This window comes from Bradyrhizobium sp. AZCC 2230, assembly GCF_036924495.1.
Lineage (GTDB): Bacteria > Pseudomonadota > Alphaproteobacteria > Rhizobiales > Xanthobacteraceae > Bradyrhizobium > Bradyrhizobium rifense.
On record NZ_JAZHRS010000001.1, the window covers coordinates 5,152,321 to 5,168,920 of the forward strand.

The following is a 16,600-nucleotide window of genomic DNA, read 5'->3' on the forward strand; positions in this document are numbered from 1 at the left end:
ATCACCTCGCGGTGGCGAGATCGAGCCGCCGTGTGACCCCGATCGCCTCCAGGAACGCCTCATCATGGCTGACGACCAGCAGCGCGCCATCATAGGCCCTCAAGCCTGCTTCCACGGTCTCGATCGAGTCGAGATCCAGATGATTGGTCGGCTCGTCCAGGATCAGCAGTGACGGCGGCGTCGATCCGCCCAGCACGCAGGCAAGCCCCGCACGAAACAGCTGCCCGCCGCTCAGGCTGCCGACGACCTGCAGGGCCGCATCAGCGCGAAACATGAAGCGCGCCAGCGCGGCGTGGCATTCGTTGGCGCCTGCCCTTGGATTGAGGCGCGCGAAATTGTCCAGGATCGAGATCGCGGGATCGAGCAGGCTGACTTTCTGATCGAAAAGCGCGAAGTCCGGCCTGACCCGCACGGTCCCCGAGACGGGGCGAAGCTCGCCCGCGATGAGCTTCAACAGCGTCGTCTTGCCGGAGCCATTGGGCCCGACAATCGCGGCACGCTCCGGGCCGACGATCGAGAGCGATAGATCACGCAAGACCGGCCGCTCCGGCTGATAGCCCGCACTGACGCGATCGAGCCAGACCACCTCCCTCCCCGCCGGCAGCTGCGTCGAGGGCAGCTTTACCGACAGCGGCTGGAGGATCTCGATGCGCCGGCGTGCGGTGTCGACCGCACCAAGCGCCTCCGCGCGCCGCCGCTCAGTGATCTGCGCAGTCTTGCCGCCGCTGTCCTCGCTGCGATCCCTCCGTGCACCAGCGAGAATACGCGGCATGTCGCCCTTGGCGCGCTTCTTCTTGCCGCTGCTGTCCTTACGCGCCTTCCGCTCGGCCGCCTCCTGCGCCTTGCCGTCGATCTCGGACAGATGCTTCTCGGCATGCGCGAGGTCGTGCCTGACGGCTGCAAGCTCAACGGCCTTCTGCGCGCGGTAGCTGCCCCAATTGCCGCCATAGCGCGTCGCTCCGAGCGAGGTCAGCTCGACGATGGCGTCCATCGTCTCGAGCAGGGCCCGGTCGTGGCTGACGACGATCGCGCCGCCGCGCCAGGCGGCCAGGAGATCGATCACGGCACGGCGCCCGTCCCGATCAAGATTGTTAGTGGGCTCGTCCAGCAGCAGGAAGTCCGGCTCGGCAAAGAGCAGCGCGGCAAGACGAACGCGCGTGACCTGCCCGCCCGACAAGCGGTCCAATTCCGTGTCGGGGTCGATATCGAAGCCAACGCGGGCCAGGGCCGATGCGAGCCGCGTCTCGAGGGTCCAGTCGACATCGCCGACCTCCTCGGCCGAGGCTTCACCACGCTCGGCCCGGCGCAGCAGGTCCAGCGCATCGCGCGCGCCGAAGAGGTCGACGACCACAGCACCCGCGCTGAGCTGGGCGTCCTGGCGCAGCAGCCCAACGGTGCCGTTGGCGATCACACGTCCCGACTGCGGAACGTGCTCGCCCGTGATCGCGGCGAGCAGAGTCGTCTTGCCGACGCCATTGCGGCCGACAAGACCGGCACGTTCGGCGCCGAAAGTCAGATCGATGTTGGAGAGAAGCGAGCGGCCGTCAGGCGTGGACAGCGACAGGCGCGCCAGGATGATTGAAGCAGGCATGGAATTCCCCGTGAGCAATGCGGATCGGCGTTGCGGTCGGGGTAAAGTCCATGGCTGCGAATATCCCTGTTGAGAGCTCGCTCATAATCCCGCCGGGCGACAAGATCAAGTCATGTCCTCGGTGGGGGTCTTAATGCGTCAGGTTTATGCGGCGAGCCTGTCGAACTGGACCTTGCCCGCCTTCATCACCATCGGAATGCGTTCGCCCTGGCCGAGCAGGCACGTCACGTCGCGCAACGGGTTGCCGTCGACCACCAGTAGATCCGCGAGAGCTTCAGGCACGATCCGGCCAAGCTTGCCCTCCATGCCGAGCACCTCTGCCCCGATCACGGTCGCGCTGGCGATGACCTCGCGTGCGCCCTGAATTTCGGCGCGGATGCGGAATTCGTCGCTCTGGAGGCGCTGCGACGGTCCAAGCAGATCGCTGCCATAGCCCATCTTCACCCCGGCCTTGCGATAGATCTCGAGCGAGCGCAGGCCGGCATCGCGGACGTCGGCGATCTTGGCGACGCTCTCCGGCGGCAGGCCGTATTGCGCGCCCTCATTGGCGAGGGCTTCATAGGTCACAAGCGTCGGCACCACATAGGCACCCTTCTCGGCCATCAGGCGCGCGGTCGGCTCGTCGACGAGATTGCCATGCTCGATGGTGCGTACGCCGCAGCGGACCGCGCGCGCGATCGCCGCTGCGGTATAGGCATGGGCTAGCACATAGGTCTGGCGGCCCTGCGCCTCCTCGACGATGGCGCGGATCTCGTCCTCGGAGTAGCCGAAGGCCCCGACCGGATCGGTCGGAGAGGCAACGCCGCCGGACGCCATGATCTTGATCTGGTCGGCACCCATCTGCAGCTCCTCGCGCACAGCCTTGCGTACGCCGTCGACACCGTCGGCAACACGCCCCAACGCACCGACGCGCACGCAGCAGGGACAGGCCGTGTCGCTGGCGAGGTAATCCGAACGCGCCCGCATGTCGGCGTGGCCGCCTGTCTGGCTCAGCGCACGGCCGGACACGAACAGCCGCGGACCGTCGGTCAGGCCGGTCTCGATCGCCTGCTTCATGGCGTGGCCGGCGCCGCCGGCATCGCGGACGGTCGTGAAGCCTCGCCGCAGCATGCCACGCAGCAGAAGCGTCGAGCGCAGCGTCACCAGCACGTTGGGAATGTGGACCTGCTGCGCCAGATTGAGCTCGATCGCGATGGTGTGCACGTGAAGATCGATCAGGCCGGGCATCAGCGTCTTGCCCTTCAGATCGATGGTTCGATCGGCGGTGACCTTGATCGGCCGATCCGAGACCTCCTTGATCAGATTGTCCTCGACCAGCACGTCATGGCCCGTCAGCAACTCCGGCTGGAGCGGGTCAAGCAGGGCGGCGTTCTTGAAGAGGATGCTGGGCATGGTGGTTTCCTGTCAGGGCGCCGGCGCAAGCAGTGCCGGCAATGTAAGCTGGGCAAAGGGGAGACAGGCAGCGACGTCGTCCTCGTCGTACCAGCCCGCCTCGTGCAGCAGATTGAGCGAGCCGAGCGTGCGTCCGCGCCAGCGCACGGGCATGTTGAGCACGCTCGCGCAGCCAAGCGAGGCAATCAGTTCGTGGTCGGAAAATACGTTGCGCAAATCGTCCTGCGTGCGGCCGATATAGGCCTCGCCGCGGTCGAGCACGGCCTCGGTCCACGGACCCGGCGCCAGGCGCTTGCGTCCGCCCGCGGGATAGGGCCCGGGAAGGTTGGAATAGACCCGCGCCGCTTCGCCGCTGGCGTCGTCGTAAATCAGGATCGTGAACAGCTTGTGCCCGATCGCCGACTTCACGGCCTGGTCGAGCGCTGCGAACAACGCATTCGGCTGATCCACGCTGCTCTGCGCTGCCGCGACGGCGCAAAGCCAGGGATCAGCCTTCGGTTTGGTCCGCGTCATGCAACCTCGCCTGCCGCGATCTCTTCCAGCGACCGGCCGCGCGTCGGCACGCCCATCAGCACGACCGTGACCGCCCCCAGCAGCAACACGGTGGTGGTTACGCCGAACACGCCGGCGAAGCCGAAATTGGGATAGAGATAGCCAACCAGGATCGGCGAGACGATCGCACCGATGCGGCCGATCGCGGAAGCAAGCCCGGCACCGGTCGTCCTGACCGGCGTCGGGAACACCTCAGCGGTGTAGGCATAAACGCCCGCATAGGTGCCGTTCATGAACAATGACAGGAAGATTCCCGCGACCATGATCTGCTGGTCGCTCTGCGCGAAAGCGAGGCCAAGCGCGCTGGCGCCGCCGAGCACCATGTAGGTCGCGATCGTCGCCTGCCGCCCGATGCGCTCGTTGAAATACGCGGCGCTGAAATAGCCGGGAATCTGCGCGCAATAGATCGCGATCGAATAACCAAAACTCTTGGTGATGCTCATGCCGTTCTGGACCAGAAGGCCGGGGATCCAGACGAAGAACGAGTAATAGCTGAAGGTGATCGCGAGCCACATGATCCAGGTCATGATGGTGATGCGCGCCTGCCGGGCAGCCAGAAGCGCTGCGAAATTGGCGAGCAGCGTTCCACCCGTCCCGGTCGGTGCCGTGGCTTCGACAACTGGCTGCGGCAGGACCACGCCCTCGCGCGCAAAGCGCGCCTCGATCCTGTCGAGGACGATTTCGGCTTCCTTCTCTCGTCCGCGGCTTTCGAGCCAGCGCGGCGATTCCGGAAGGGCCCGACGCCACCACAACAGCATGACGACCGGCACCGCCGTGATCACCAGCACGATGCGCCAGCCGTTATCATAGGCGGGCACGATGAAGTAACCGAGCAAGGCCGCCGCGACGAAGCCGAAGGAGAAGAAGCCGGCCAGCGCGCCGGTAAAGCTGCCGCGGTAACGCCGCGCCACGAATTCCGCGAGATAGGGTGCGATGATCGCGCTCTCCGCGCCGGTGCCCATGCCGGCGACGACGCGGGCGGCAAAGAAGGACGGCCATGTGTCGACCATCGCGCTGACGATGGACGCCGCGCAGTAAAGCGCCAGCGCCGACATCATCACTGCACGGCGCCCGATCAGGTCACCGAGCGTTCCTGCGAACAGGGCGCCAAACAGGAAGCCGATATAGGTGCTGCTGCCGAGCACGCCGATCTGGACGCTCGACAAATTCCATGCCGTGCGCAGCACCGGCAGGATGAAGGCCAGCACCGCCGCGTCCATCGCGTCGAACGTGTAGCCGAGCCCGCCCATCAGCAGGAGATGCGCGTGGAAGCGCGCGAACGGAAGGCGCTCGATGCGCGCCGATATCATCGACATGAAAGTCCCCCTCGATTTTCACGGGCCCGGCGCGCCGCTCGGGAGGGAACCATAGACAAAGCGACATTATCGTCATAATTTATAATCTTGATCTTGTATATCACCATGGTGAATGTATGTGTCGTTCCGCGCGCTCGACCTCAACCTGCTGAAAGTCTTCGAGGCGCTGATGACCGAGGGCAGCGTCACGCGCGCCGCCAGTGCGCTGACAATGACGCAGCCCGCCGTTAGCAACGCACTCGCGCGCCTGCGCGACGCGCTCGGCGATCCCCTGTTCGTGCGATCGGGCACCGGCATCCGTCCCACGCAGCGCGCCGTGGTGCTGTGGGAGCCGATCGGCGAGGCGCTGGAGAGCGTGCGTAGCGCGCTCGACGAGCAGGTGTTCGATCCCGGCCGCGCCCAGACCGAGTTCACCCTGTCGATGTCGGACTATGTGGCCGCGCTGGTCATGCCGGACCTGCTGAACCATCTCGGCAAGGTCGCGCCGAAGTCGCGCGTCCACACCGTTCCCAACACCATCGTGGAGATCGCCGACCAGCTCGAGGACAACAGGGTCGACTGTGTCTTGAGCGTCTATGTAAACGAGGCGCAGCAGCCGGCCGCCATCCGTTCGCGCTCGCTATGGACCGTCGACTATGCCTGCTTCATGCGGCGCGGCCACCCGCTTGCCGCGGGGAAGCGGCTGGGCACGCGGGCATTTCTCAACGCCCGACATATCGATGTGAGCCTCGCAGGCAAGACGCTGCCATCCTACGACCTCTTCCTCGCCTCTCGCGGGCTGTCGCGCAATCTGGTGGCGACCGTCAACCATTACAGCGCCGCCTACGAGACCGTGCGTCAGTCCGATCTCATTGCGGTGCTGCCGCGCGATCTCCGCTCCGAGTCCCGCCACGCGCCGTTCCTGCATGCGATGCCGCTTCCGCTCCAGGCGCCGCCGCGCATCGTCAGCCTGTTCTGGCACCAGCGCAACGATACCGTTCCCGCGCAGCGTTGGCTGCGCGAGACCCTGGTCGGGATGTTCGCCCAATCTGACTGACCGGATCAGCCCTTGAGCGCGGTGACCACCACCTCGATCAGCGCACCGCCACCGAGATCGGCGACGCCGACGGTGGCGCGGGTCGGCAGATGGTCGCCGAAGAACTCGGTCCAGGCCGCATCCATCTCCTTCTTCCTGGAGAGATCCGTGACGAAGATCGAGGCGCTGACGACCTGGCTCTTGTCGGTCCCGGCTTCCTTCAGGTAACCGGCGATCTTGCCGAGGATGTTCCGGGTCTGCTCGCCCATCGAGACCGAAGTGTCGTCGGCGATGGTGCCGCCGACAAAGACGAAGCCGTTGGCTTCGACAGCGCGGTGCATGATGGGCGTGCGGATGCTGCGGGTGATGGTCATGATGTTCTCTTGTTCCTAGAGCGTTGAAGGATGGAAGCGGTCGATGCCGAGCTCGCTGACGCGGGTCTGGGTGCCGCCATTGACGATCAGCTCCGCCATCACGGCGCCGGCGCCGGGACCAAGCTGGAAGCCGTGCAAAGAGAAGCCGAACTGGTGATAGAGACCCTTGTGGCGGCTGCTCGGCCCGAACACGGGAATGTCGTCCTTCATCTTCGCCTCGATGCCGGCCCAGGCGCGGACGATGGTGGCGCTGCGCATCACCGGAAACAGCTCGAACACGGTGCGCGCGCTGGTCGCGAGACTCCTCCAGTCCAGCACCGTCTCGTTGCGGTCCTGATAGGGCGTCGCCAGATGGCCGCCGCCAATCAGCACGGTGCCGTTCTTGAACTGCTTGAAAGAGAGCTTTCGGCCGCGCAGGATCACGACGGGATCGATGAAGTGCGGCACACGCGATGTGATCATCAGCATCGGCGCCACGGTCTCGACCGGCACCGGCTCGCCAAGCGCAGCCGCAATCTTGCCGGCCCAGGCGCCGGCGGCGTTGACGAGCACCGGCGCGGCGAAGGTTTCAGTGCCGACATCGACGTGCCAGAGGCCGTCGCTGTAGCGGATGTTGCCGGCAGCTACACCCTCGCGCACGGTCGCGCCGAGTTGCTCGGCCTTGCGCCGAAACGCGGTCGTGGTCTGCGCCGGATTGGCCGCGCCGTCGCGGCGCGAAACCACGCCACCAGGGCAGGTTTCGGCCACCGCAGGCACCAGCCGCCGCAGCTCGGTTGCGTCGATCAGCTCTTCGTGGGTGAAACCCAGCGCATTCAGCTCGGCGACGCGCGCGCGACAGACAGCGAGCTCGTCCTCGTTCTCCGCCACGAGAACCTGACCGTAGCTCTCAAAGCTGCAATCGTCGTCAAGGAGATCGTTGATCTTCTCCCAGATCCCCATCGAGCGGATCGACAGCGGGATCTCGGGAATGTGCCGCGCGAGCTGGCGGACGCCACCGGCATTGACGCCGGAGGCATGCCGGCCGGCATAGTCCTTCTCGATCAGCACCGGCTTCAGGCCGGCGAGGCACAGATGCAGCGCGGTCGAGCATCCGTGGATGCCGCCGCCGACGACGATCGCATCCACGTTTCTCGTCATCCGCGCACCACGGCCTTGACGTCGGCCTCGCTCTTCGGCACGGCGGCGAGTTCGGCGAGCGTGATTGGCTTCACCGGCGCGCGCAGCCGGTAATAGCCGATCTCCTGCGGGCTCTTGCCACGCGCCTGCGCCATCAGCTCGGTGACGGTGAGGCCGCAGAGCCGGCCCTGGCACGGCCCCATGCCGGTGCGGCGATAGGCCTTGAGCTGGTTCGGGCCGGTCGCGCCGATCGCTACGGAATCGAGAACGTCCTTTGCCGTGACCTCCTCGCAGCGGCAGACAATGGTGTCGCCCGAGGGAATGCGGAACTGCGGCGACGGGCGGAACAGCGTGTCGAGGAAGACGCGGCCGCGCTCGGCCTTGGCGAGATCGGCGCGGAGTGTCGCCATGGGCGCGAGCTTCGCAGCGGCGGCGGGCGCCAGTGCTTCCACCGCCGCGCGCGCCGCGATGCGGCCGCGGACCACAGCAGCGTTCGCGCCGCCGATGCCTGCACCGTCGCCGGCGATCGCGATTCCAGCGACCGAAGAATTTCCGCTCGCGTCGAGCACAGGCGACCAGCACAGCTGCAAATCGTCCCAGCGATGCTCAACGTCCGCGGACATCGCAAGGTTGACGTTGGGCACGACGCCCTGATGCAGCAACAGGAGATCCGCAGGGATGATCTCGCGCTTGCCGCCGGCAACGTAGCTGACGCTCGTGAGCTGACCATCGCCGATTGCTGCAAGCTCGGTGACGCTGGAGACGACCTGCACCTTCGCTTTCACCTCGCGCATCATCAACAGGCCCTTGGCGAAATAGGGCGAGATCAGGAACGCGAAGGCGTGCGGGAGCGCGGCGAAATAATTGCTTCGCTCGGTGGTGTCGAGGATGCGGTCGATGCGGCCGCCGAGGCGCAATATCTGCGCGGCGAGTAGCCAGAGCAGCGGTCCCTGCCCCGCGATCACGGTGCGTCCGTCGGGCACCAGCGCCGACGATTTCAGCATGGTCTGCGCGGCGCCCGCTGTCATCACGCCCGGCAATGTCCAGCCGGGAATCGGAAACGGCCGCTCCAGCGCACCGGTCGCGAGGATGACGCGCTTCGCCTTGACGAAGGCCGAGGCGCCGCCGATCGAGACGGCGATGTCGAGGTTGCGGTCGAGGCTCCAGACCGTGGCACGGTGGATGATTTCGGCGCTGCTCGCGCGGAGTGACTGCACGAGATCGGCACCAACCCAATAGTCGGCACCAAGCTGACTGCGCTCCGTCACCGGCGTGGACGAGATGGCGCGAAACACCTGGCCGCCAGGACCGATATTCTCGTCGAGCAGCAACGTCGTGAGACCTGCTTCGGCGGATGTCGCGGCGGCCGCGAGGCCCGCGGGCCCGGCGCCGATCACCACGACGTCATAGTCTTCGCGCTTGGGAGCCACAGTCATCGTCCGATCTCCCGCTTGCCCTTCTGGATTTCGATCTGCATGCCCTCGGCGACGGGCACGAGGCAGCCCTGGCGATTGCCGACGCCGTCGATGGTGACGAGGCAGTCGAAGCACACGCCCATCATGCAATAGGGCAGACGCGGCGCGCCGCTCACTGCGGTCAACCGGCGCACGTCGCGGCTCGATGCCAGCAGTGCGGCGGAGACGGTGTCGCCCTGGCGCGCCGCGACGGCAACGCCGTCGACGAAGATCTGCACTTGTGGGCGTTTGTCCTGTTCGGATCGTCTAAACATGGGATGCCTCTTGGCTCCTTCAGTGTCTCTAGTAGCCGCTGTTGTTTGCCGCGCCCGCGCCGCCAAAGCGGCTCGCGGAGAACGCACCGACCAGATCGGGCTCGAGCGCGCCTTGCGCGACCATCCGCGCGATCTCGAAAGCGTGGTTGGAAGCGAGCGTCACTCCGGAATGGCAGCAGGCGACGAAAGCGCCGGGATGCGTCTCCGACTGGTCGTAGATCGGAAAACCGTCCTGCGGCATGACGCGGATGCCGGCCCAGCTCCTGACCACGTTGAGCCGCGCCAGATGCGGGAACATACGCTGCGCGCGATCGGTCATCACGGCACTGATCGAATGCTTCAGCGCGCGATCATCGAGCTCGTCTTCCTTGCTGTCCCCGATCATCACCGTGCCCTCGTCGGTCTGGCGGATCGTGGTCAGCGGGTGCGGCAGGAACGGCATGGTGCGCTCGGTGACCACGATCTGGCCGCGGGTCGGGCCCATCGGTGCATAGAGGCCGACCATCGGGGCCAGCGTCTGGTTGGCATTGCCGGCGGCGAGCACGATCTTGGCGGCGCGAAGCTCGCCCTTCGGCGTGGTCAGGCGGAATTCGCCGCCGCTCTTGCTGATCGCCGAAACCGGCTGCTCCGGGAGATAATCGATGCCGAATTCCCTGAAGCCGGTGTGGAAGGCGCGAAAGGTGCGAAGCGAATTGACGTGACCGTCGAGCGGACAATAGCTGCCGCCCGAGACTTCGGGGCCGATCAGCGGCAGCGACTTCTTCACCTCGGAGGCCGAGAGCATCTCCATCTTGTAGTCGGCAGCACCAGCCTGGTTGTGCATGCGGTTGACCAGTTCGGTGCGTTGACCGAAATCGTCGTCGCCGAGCGTGAGATGGAAGCCGCCGTTCTGCTGGAGCGAGACATCGAGGCCCGTCTGTTGCTTCAACTCGGACGCCAGCCGGGCCCACGCTTGCGACGCCTGCACGGTCCAGACCGTATAAGCCGGCATGCCAAGGCCCTTGCTCTGCACCCAGACCAGCGCAAAATTCGCACGCGAGGCGCGCTTGGTGATGTCGCCTTCGTCGAGCACGGCGACGCTCTTGCCGAGCCGGCCGAGGCCCCAGGCAATGGCGGAGCCGAGAAGTCCGCCGCCAACCACGGCGACGTCATAGTCTTTGGGCATGGGTTCTCCTATCGTCCCGTGTCGCCCTTGCCAGCGAGCACGCGGTCGAGCCCGTAGAAGCGGTCGAGCAGAATGAGGGCGGTCATGGTGATCGCGATCACGCAGGCCGAGACCGACGTCACCAGCGGATCGATGTTGTCCTGGATATAAAGGAACATGCGGACCGGCAAAGTCTCGGTGCCGGGCGCCGCGAGGAAGACGGTCATGGTGAGATCGTCGAAGGACTGGATGAAGGCGAGCGCCCAGCCGCTGATGACGCCCGGCAGGATCAGCGGCAGCGTCACCCGGCGAAACAGCGTCCAGCCGCCGGCGCCGAGCGAGACCGCGGCCATCTCGACCGTGCGGTCCATGCCGGTTGCCGCCGCCAGCGTCAGCCGCAGCGCGAACGGAAACACGATGATGACATGTGCGATGATCAGCGCCGAAAAGCTGCCACCAAGGCCGGCCGAGGTGAAGAAGCGCAGGAACGCGATGCCGAGCACGACATGCGGGATCATCAGCGGCGACAGGAACAGCGCCGCCAGCGCATCGCGCCCGCGGAAACGATAGCGTGCGATCGCGAGCGCCGCCGGCACCGCGAACAGCAGCGCCACGAAGGACGACAGCGCGCCGAGGCCAAGGCTCACCCAGAAGGCATGTATGAACTCGGGATAATTGCCGATCGCCCTGAACCAGCGCAGCGAGAAGCCGTTGGTCGGCAGCGACAGAAAGCCTTCGGGCGTGAAGGCGACGAGGCAGACCACCAGGATCGGTGCCACCATCACGATGACGAAGATGGTGTGGAAGATCAGCGCCAGCGGGCCGTTCCGTCTCATCGGAACACCTCCGCATAGCGGCGTTCGATCAGCGCGTTGCTGCCGACGACGATCAGCACCAGCGCCACCAGCAGGAGCGTCGCGACCGCGGCGCCGAGCGGCCAGTTCAGCGTGTTGAGGAATTCATCGTAGGCGAGCGTCGCCGCGACCTTGAGCCGGCGGCCGCCGATGATCGCGGGCGTCGCAAAGGCGCTGGCCGAGAGCGAGAACACGATGATCGCGCCCGACAGCACGCCCGGCATGATCTGCGGCATGATGATGCGGCGAATGATTGTGATGGGGCCGGCGCCGAGCGACATCGCGGCATTCTCGATCTGCGAATCGAGCCGCTGCAGCGCCGCCCACACCGACAACACCATGAACGGCATCATCACATGCGCAAGCGCGACCACCATGCCGGTCTCGGTGAACATGAAGGGAATGGGGAAGCGGATGACGCCTGCCGACATCAGCAGCTTGTTGACGAGGCCGTTGTTGCCGCCGAACAGCAGCGCCCAGCCGAGCGTGCGCGCCACCACGGAGATCAGCAGCGGTCCGAGGATCACGAGCAGGAAAAAGCTCTTCCAGCGGCCGCTCATGCGGTTGAGGATGTAGGCTTCGGGCGCACCAAGCAGAGCGGTGAGCAACGTGGTCAGGATCGCAATGCGAAAGGTCCGCCAGAACATTTCGGCGTAATAGGGATCGGTCGCGATCTCCTGCCAGTTCTTCAGAATGAAGACAGGCTCGATGCCCTTGTACTGGCCCCAATCGTGGAACGACAGCATCACGGTCATCGCCAGCGGAATCAGCAGCACGCCGACGAACAGCATGAGGGCAGGCGCCGTCAGCGCCCATGGCGCACGCGCATTGCGCTCCTCGGCGACCGCGCTCATGCGACGGTCCTCGTACGCACGCTCATGTCTTCGGGCCGCCAGGTGAGGCGAACAGCGTCGCCTTCAGTCGGCTGCGGTTGACCGTCATTCTGACGGATCACGATCGCCGGACCGCATTCGCTGTCGCACTGGAACAGCCAGTGATTGCCCTGGAAGATGCGCGTCACGATCTTTGCGCCGAGGCCCGCATCGCCAAAGCCGATTCTTTCAGGACGAATGCTGACGGTGACAGGGCCGCTGAGCCCGGCCGGCGCCGGCGCGCTCCAGGAGCCAGCCATCAACCGCGCCGGGGCCGCAGTCCGATCGATCGCCCCGGCAAAATCGTTGGTCTTGCCCAAAAACTGCGAGACGAAGGCCGAGGCCGGCTTCTCATACGTCTCCTGCGGCGTGCCGATCTGCTCGATCTTGCCCTGGCTCATCACAACGATGCGGTCGGACAGCGACATCGCCTCGTTCTGGTCGTGGGTCACGAGGATCGTCGTGGTGCCGATGGTGCGCTGGATCTGGCGCAGCTCGATCTGCATTTCTTCGCGCAACTTGGCGTCGAGGTTTGAGAGCGGCTCGTCGAGCAGCAGCACGCTCGGCTTGATCACCAGCGCACGCGCCAGCGCCACGCGCTGCTGCTGGCCGCCTGACATCCGGCGCGGATGGCGGTCCTCGTAACCGGCGAGACCCACCATTGCGAGCGCGGCACGGACGCGCTCGGCCCTGTCAGCGCGCGGGACGTTGCGCATCTCGAGGCCAAAGGCGACGTTCTCCGCCGCAGTCATGTGCGGAAACAGCGCGTAGCTCTGGAACACGATGCCGAGCCCGCGCTTGGCCGGATGGACCGCGGTCAGGTCCTTGTCCTCGAGGCGGATCGCGCCGCGCGTGGGATCGAGGAAGCCCGCGATCATCTGCAATGTCGTGGTCTTGCCGCAGCCGGACGGGCCGAGGAAGGAGATGAACTCCCCCTTGCCCACCGCGAGACTGAAGTCGTCGACCACAGTCTGCGCGCCGAACTGTTTTGCCACCCGATCGAGCTCGAGAAAGGCCATACGCTGTCTCCGCTACGTACGATCAGATCAGCGCTCGACCTCGCGATTCCAGCGCTTGGTCCACTCCTCGCGCTTGTCGTTGATGACGGTCCAATCCGGATTATAGAGCTTTGCCGCGCGCTCGCCGATCGGGGCCATCTTGCCGAGCTCCGGTGGCACCACCAGCGATTTCAGCACCGGGCCGTAGCCGTAGTCCTTCAGCATCACGAGCTGGATTTTGGGATCGAGCAGCATCTTGACGAAGTTTGAGGCGAGCGGCGAGGCGCTGGGCTTCGCGATCGGACAGGCCGTCGTCAGCAGCGTTGCGGCACCTTCCTTCGGGTAGACGAAGTCGACGGGGAAGCCGGTGTTGGCGAAGCTCTGCACGCGGCCGGTGCCCCACACCGCGATGACGGCCTGACCGGACTGGAACAGCTCGGTCATCTTGCCCGGCGACGGCTCATAGGCGAGCACGTTCGGATTGATCTGCTCCTTGAATATCTTGAAGCCGGAATCGACGTTGGCCTCGCCGCCGCCGTTCATCTTCGACAGCATCACCAGCGCCTCTAAGCCGTAGGTGTTGTTGATCGGCGGAATGACGAGCTGCTTGGCGTATTTCGTGTCCTTCAGATCATTCCACGAGGTCGGCGGCGCCCAGCCTTTCTCGGCAAACACCTTGGTGTTGTACATCAAGCCGGTCGCGACGATGCCGATCGCGACGGCGCGATCGTCCTTGAAGCGCGCGGTGTCGTAGAGATCGGCGGCCGGCAGGCCCTCGAGCTTGCCGCAGAAGCCGAGCTGGATCGCCTGGTACATCGGGCCATCGTCGACGATTGCGACGTCGATCTGCTGGTTGCCTTTCTGTGCCTGGAGCTTGGCCAGCGTGTCGGTGGAATTGCCGGCGACGTACTCGACCTTGACGCCGTTCTCCTTCTCGAAGGTCGGGATCACCTCGTCGCGGATGGTCTTCTCGAACGACCCGCCGTAGCCGGCGACATAGAGCGTCTTTTGCTGGGCCGAGACGGCCGTCGGGACGGCGACGAGCGCCGCGATGCTGACCGCTGTCAGAAGGCGAAAAGTCTTCATGTGGACCGATCTCCAATACCGGAATGAGGTGACGTGCCGACGAATCTCACTGGCCAAGCGCTTCCGCATTTCCTTCCGCGCAAATCCCCGCTTCGATCAGGGCTCCGGCCCCTGCTCGGCAGGTTTTGGCGCGATTCGGAGGTTTGAACCCTCCAATCTGCCGAAAAAGCGGGCTGTCTCCAGCTCTGATGAAAAAGATCGCAAACCCTAGCTTCCATCGTCCAATGAATAATGGCACCCTCTGCATGCTCAAATGTTATGAATGGAAAACGGGATGGCGCGGATCAATTCGCGGCAGGTGGAGGCCTTCCGCGCGACGATGCTGACCGGCAGCGTCACCGAGGCGGCGGCGCTGATGACGGTCACGCAGCCGGCGGTCAGCCGGTTGCTGCGCGACCTCCAGGCGCTGTTGAAAATGGAGCTGTTCGAACGGCGCGGCACTGGCCTTGTGCCAACCGCGGCGGCGATGGCGCTCTATACCGAGGTGGAGCGCTCCTTCGTCGGCCTCGAACGCATCACCGCCGCAGCCGAGGAAATCCGCGGCCGCCGCACCGGCTCGCTGCGGATCGCAGCACTGCCGGCGCTGTCGAACGGCTATTTGCCGCGGCTCACCGGTCACTTCTTGAAGGAGCGACCGAATCTCAACCTCGCCTTCTTCGGCGTGATCTCGCCGATCGTGGTCGACTGGGTGTTGAACAATCAATGCGACGTCGGCTTTGCCGAGGTGCCGATCGCGCATTCCGGCCTGCCGAGCCAGAAGCTTCCCGCCCCTGCACGCGTCGCCGTGCTGCCGACGGGTCATCGCCTCGCGGAAAAAGAAGTGCTGGAGCCGCGCGACTTCGAGGGCGAGACGTTCATCTCGCTGTCTTCGGGCACGTCGAGCCGGCATCTCGTCGACCAGGTCTTCCATCGCCACGATGTCCGCCGCGTGCTGCGGGTGGAGACCACGCTGTCGGAGATCATGTGCGGCATGGTGTCGTCCGGGCTTGGCGTCGCGATCTGCGATCCCTTCACCGCGCAGGAATTTTCCACCCGTGGCGTCGTCGTGCGCCGCTTCCTGCCGCGCATCGACTTCGAGTTCTCCGCGGTGTTTCCCGCGCAGCGCAGTCCCTCACCGGTGGCGCTCGATCTGGTCGAGACCATGCGCAAGTCGCTCGCCGAGTTCGACGATCTAACCGGAACGCTTTGAGTTGAATCGATCTCGCCACGGGCTCGCTGCAACCTCTCCCGCTTGCGGGGGAGGTCGGCGCGAAGCGCCGGGTGGGGGCTCTCTCCTCTAGGGGAGTGTCCCGTTGTGGAGACACCCCCACCCCAGCCCTCCCCCGCAAGCGCAGGGGAATCGCATGTGAATTTGCGCGAGGTGTTGCGCGGGCCGACAATATGGATTCTGAAGAGGGCTCCCGATTCGCAGAGGGGGCCCCATGCGCAAGATCCGCAATATCTTCAGTACGTTGCCCGATCCGCGTGCACCGAACGCGCTGCACGATTTGCTGGACATCATCGTCATCGCGCTGGCCACGATCCTGTGTGGCGGGCAGAGCGCGACGGACATGGAGGTATTTGCATCGTCCAAGGAAAAGCTGTTGCGGCAATTCCTTCGGCTGGAGCACGGAGTTCCCAGTCACGACACGTTCAGCCGCGTGCTCAACGCGCTCGACCCTGCGGCTTTCGAGCAAGCCTTCCGATGCTTTATGGCAGCCTTCGCCGAGGCCAACGGGATCAAACTCACCGGTGTTGTGGCCGTCGATGGCAAGGCGGTGCGAGGAGCCTACGAGCGGGGCCGCAGCGCTACGCCGCTGCACATGGTCAATGTCTTCGCCACCGAGGCGCGGATGGCGCTTGCTTCGTGCAAGGCACCGGGTCGCAACGAGGCCCAAGGGGCGCTGGACGTGCTGCAAATGCTCTCGCTCGAAGGCTGCATCGTCACGGCCGACGCCCTGCATTGCAATCGCCCCTTCGCCAACAAGGTGCTCGCACGCGGCGCCAACTACGTGCTGGCTCTCAAGGAGAATCAAAGCAAATTGTTTGCGGACGTCGAACGCTGCTTCACCCGCTCGGGCAAGCGCAACGTGGCGCAGAGTCTCGAGCCGAGCACCCACGATCGATCCGAATCCAGACGCGCCACCATCATGCGCAACAGCAGCCTGGGGGTGGCAAACCGCTTTCCCGGAATGGCCGCCATCGCTCGCGTTACCTCGCGCCGACGGCTGCATGGCAAACCAGCCGGAAAACCGGCCGTGCGATATTACGTGTTGTCCAAGTATATGCCTGCAAGACGATTCTTGCAGGTCGTCCGCAGCCATTGGAGCATCGAGAACCAGTTGCACTGGGTCCTGGACGTCGTCTTTGGCGAGGATGCCTGCCGAACCCGAAAAGACAACGGTCCCGAGAACTTTGCGACCTTGCGGCGGAACGCGGTCAACCTCATTCGCGCTCACCCCGCCCGCATCTCCATGCGCCAAAAGGTCAAGCGCGCTGGCTGGGACGATGCCTTCCTTCTCGAACTCATCAGCCACATGCGATAGCCCTGCCCGCAAGCGGGAGAGGGAGCGCACCTGTGT

General features: G+C 65.2%; 16 protein-coding genes. 3 read left to right on the forward strand and 13 right to left on the reverse strand.

What is annotated here, in order from left to right; all coding sequences use genetic code 11:
- Position 1: 1 nt before the first annotated feature.
- The 4 genes from V1280_RS24750 to V1280_RS24765 all read right to left on the reverse strand — a co-directional run bounded on the left by V1280_RS24750 (position 2) and on the right by V1280_RS24765 (position 4,851).
- Positions 2-1,591, reverse strand: a complete 1,590-nt coding sequence (locus V1280_RS24750; protein ID WP_334530099.1) for an ABC-F family ATP-binding cassette domain-containing protein — start codon at positions 1,589-1,591, stop codon at positions 2-4.
- 144 nt (positions 1,592-1,735) lie between these two features.
- Positions 1,736-2,983, reverse strand: coding sequence for a metal-dependent hydrolase family protein (locus tag V1280_RS24755; protein WP_334530102.1), 1,248 nt, complete (start codon positions 2,981-2,983; stop codon positions 1,736-1,738).
- 12 nt (positions 2,984-2,995) lie between these two features.
- Positions 2,996-3,496 carry a GAF domain-containing protein gene (locus V1280_RS24760; RefSeq protein ID WP_334530105.1) on the reverse strand — a complete coding sequence of 167 codons (501 nt, stop codon included), beginning with the start codon at positions 3,494-3,496 and terminating at the stop codon, positions 2,996-2,998.
- Positions 3,493-4,851, reverse strand: coding sequence for an MFS transporter (locus V1280_RS24765; RefSeq protein WP_334530108.1), 1,359 nt, complete (start codon positions 4,849-4,851; stop codon positions 3,493-3,495). The genes V1280_RS24760 and V1280_RS24765 overlap by 4 nt, the downstream gene beginning before the upstream one ends.
- A 112-nt stretch (positions 4,852-4,963) precedes the next feature.
- Between V1280_RS24765 and V1280_RS24770 the strand changes: the two genes are divergently transcribed.
- On the forward strand, positions 4,964-5,887 hold the full coding sequence (locus V1280_RS24770; protein ID WP_334530111.1) for a LysR family transcriptional regulator: 924 nt from the start codon (positions 4,964-4,966) through the stop codon (positions 5,885-5,887).
- Between the two features lie 5 nt (positions 5,888-5,892).
- Here the strand turns inward: V1280_RS24770 and V1280_RS24775 are convergent, their stop codons facing one another.
- Genes V1280_RS24775 through V1280_RS24815 form a run of 9 tightly spaced genes read right to left on the reverse strand, consistent with a single transcriptional unit; the run spans position 5,893 to position 14,039 of the window.
- Positions 5,893-6,240, reverse strand: coding sequence for a RidA family protein (locus V1280_RS24775; RefSeq protein WP_334530114.1), 348 nt, complete (start codon positions 6,238-6,240; stop codon positions 5,893-5,895).
- Between the two features lie 15 nt (positions 6,241-6,255).
- Positions 6,256-7,377, reverse strand: coding sequence for an NAD(P)/FAD-dependent oxidoreductase (locus V1280_RS24780; RefSeq protein ID WP_334530116.1), 1,122 nt, complete (start codon positions 7,375-7,377; stop codon positions 6,256-6,258).
- Positions 7,374-8,792, reverse strand: a complete 1,419-nt coding sequence (locus V1280_RS24785; RefSeq protein WP_334530119.1) for an FAD/NAD(P)-dependent oxidoreductase — start codon at positions 8,790-8,792, stop codon at positions 7,374-7,376. The genes V1280_RS24780 and V1280_RS24785 overlap by 4 nt, the downstream gene beginning before the upstream one ends.
- Positions 8,789-9,085 (reverse strand): (2Fe-2S)-binding protein, encoded by a 297-nt coding sequence (locus tag V1280_RS24790; protein WP_334530121.1) that lies wholly within the window; start codon positions 9,083-9,085, stop codon positions 8,789-8,791. Before V1280_RS24790 ends, V1280_RS24785 begins: the two co-directional genes overlap by 4 nt.
- 28 nt (positions 9,086-9,113) lie before the next feature.
- Positions 9,114-10,250 (reverse strand): NAD(P)/FAD-dependent oxidoreductase, encoded by a 1,137-nt coding sequence (locus tag V1280_RS24795; RefSeq protein WP_334530124.1) that lies wholly within the window; start codon positions 10,248-10,250, stop codon positions 9,114-9,116.
- Between the two features lie 8 nt (positions 10,251-10,258).
- Entirely contained in the window at positions 10,259-11,065 is an 807-nt protein-coding gene (locus V1280_RS24800; RefSeq protein WP_334530127.1) for an ABC transporter permease, read from the reverse strand.
- Entirely contained in the window at positions 11,062-11,937 is an 876-nt protein-coding gene (locus tag V1280_RS24805) for an ABC transporter permease (protein WP_334530130.1), read from the reverse strand. The genes V1280_RS24800 and V1280_RS24805 overlap by 4 nt, the downstream gene beginning before the upstream one ends.
- The gene (locus V1280_RS24810) at positions 11,934-12,974 is read right to left on the reverse strand and encodes an ABC transporter ATP-binding protein (RefSeq protein WP_334530133.1); all 1,041 of its coding nucleotides are present in this window, start codon (positions 12,972-12,974) and stop codon (positions 11,934-11,936) included. Before V1280_RS24810 ends, V1280_RS24805 begins: the two co-directional genes overlap by 4 nt.
- A gap of 27 nt (positions 12,975-13,001) precedes the next feature.
- A complete protein-coding gene (locus V1280_RS24815; protein ID WP_334530136.1) occupies positions 13,002-14,039 on the reverse strand; it encodes an ABC transporter substrate-binding protein in 1,038 nt (345 codons plus the stop codon).
- A 274-nt stretch (positions 14,040-14,313) separates the two neighbouring features.
- Here V1280_RS24815 and V1280_RS24820 point away from each other — a divergent pair, with 274 nt between their 5' ends.
- Positions 14,314-15,228 (forward strand): LysR substrate-binding domain-containing protein, encoded by a 915-nt coding sequence (locus tag V1280_RS24820; RefSeq protein WP_334530139.1) that lies wholly within the window; start codon positions 14,314-14,316, stop codon positions 15,226-15,228.
- Between the two features lie 232 nt (positions 15,229-15,460).
- Entirely contained in the window at positions 15,461-16,564 is a 1,104-nt protein-coding gene (locus tag V1280_RS24825; RefSeq protein WP_334530142.1) for an ISAs1 family transposase, read from the forward strand.
- The last annotated feature ends 36 nt before the right edge of the window (positions 16,565-16,600 follow it).

Excerpts from the sequence above, each read along its gene's own strand:
- V1280_RS24750 (WP_334530099.1), bottom strand. The coding sequence starts at position 1,591 with ATGCCTGCTTCAATCATCCTGGCGCGCCTGTCGCTGTCCACGCCTGAC.
- V1280_RS24800 (WP_334530127.1), bottom strand. The coding sequence starts at position 11,065 with ATGAGACGGAACGGCCCGCTGGCGCTGATCTTCCACACCATCTTCGTC.
- V1280_RS24820 (WP_334530139.1), top strand. The coding sequence starts at position 14,314 with ATGGCGCGGATCAATTCGCGGCAGGTGGAGGCCTTCCGCGCGACGATG.
- V1280_RS24775 (WP_334530114.1), bottom strand. The coding sequence starts at position 6,240 with ATGACCATCACCCGCAGCATCCGCACGCCCATCATGCACCGCGCTGTC.
- V1280_RS24770 (WP_334530111.1), top strand. The coding sequence starts at position 4,964 with ATGTATGTGTCGTTCCGCGCGCTCGACCTCAACCTGCTGAAAGTCTTC.
- V1280_RS24815 (WP_334530136.1), bottom strand. The coding sequence starts at position 14,039 with ATGAAGACTTTTCGCCTTCTGACAGCGGTCAGCATCGCGGCGCTCGTC.
- V1280_RS24780 (WP_334530116.1), bottom strand. The coding sequence starts at position 7,377 with ATGACGAGAAACGTGGATGCGATCGTCGTCGGCGGCGGCATCCACGGA.
- V1280_RS24825 (WP_334530142.1), top strand. The coding sequence starts at position 15,461 with ATGCGCAAGATCCGCAATATCTTCAGTACGTTGCCCGATCCGCGTGCA.
- V1280_RS24755 (WP_334530102.1), bottom strand. The coding sequence starts at position 2,983 with ATGCCCAGCATCCTCTTCAAGAACGCCGCCCTGCTTGACCCGCTCCAG.
- V1280_RS24760 (WP_334530105.1), bottom strand. The coding sequence starts at position 3,496 with ATGACGCGGACCAAACCGAAGGCTGATCCCTGGCTTTGCGCCGTCGCG.
- V1280_RS24795 (WP_334530124.1), bottom strand. The coding sequence starts at position 10,250 with ATGCCCAAAGACTATGACGTCGCCGTGGTTGGCGGCGGACTTCTCGGC.
- V1280_RS24765 (WP_334530108.1), bottom strand. The coding sequence starts at position 4,851 with ATGTCGATGATATCGGCGCGCATCGAGCGCCTTCCGTTCGCGCGCTTC.
- V1280_RS24790 (WP_334530121.1), bottom strand. The coding sequence starts at position 9,085 with ATGTTTAGACGATCCGAACAGGACAAACGCCCACAAGTGCAGATCTTC.
- V1280_RS24785 (WP_334530119.1), bottom strand. The coding sequence starts at position 8,792 with ATGACTGTGGCTCCCAAGCGCGAAGACTATGACGTCGTGGTGATCGGC.
- V1280_RS24810 (WP_334530133.1), bottom strand. The coding sequence starts at position 12,974 with ATGGCCTTTCTCGAGCTCGATCGGGTGGCAAAACAGTTCGGCGCGCAG.
- V1280_RS24805 (WP_334530130.1), bottom strand. The coding sequence starts at position 11,937 with ATGAGCGCGGTCGCCGAGGAGCGCAATGCGCGTGCGCCATGGGCGCTG.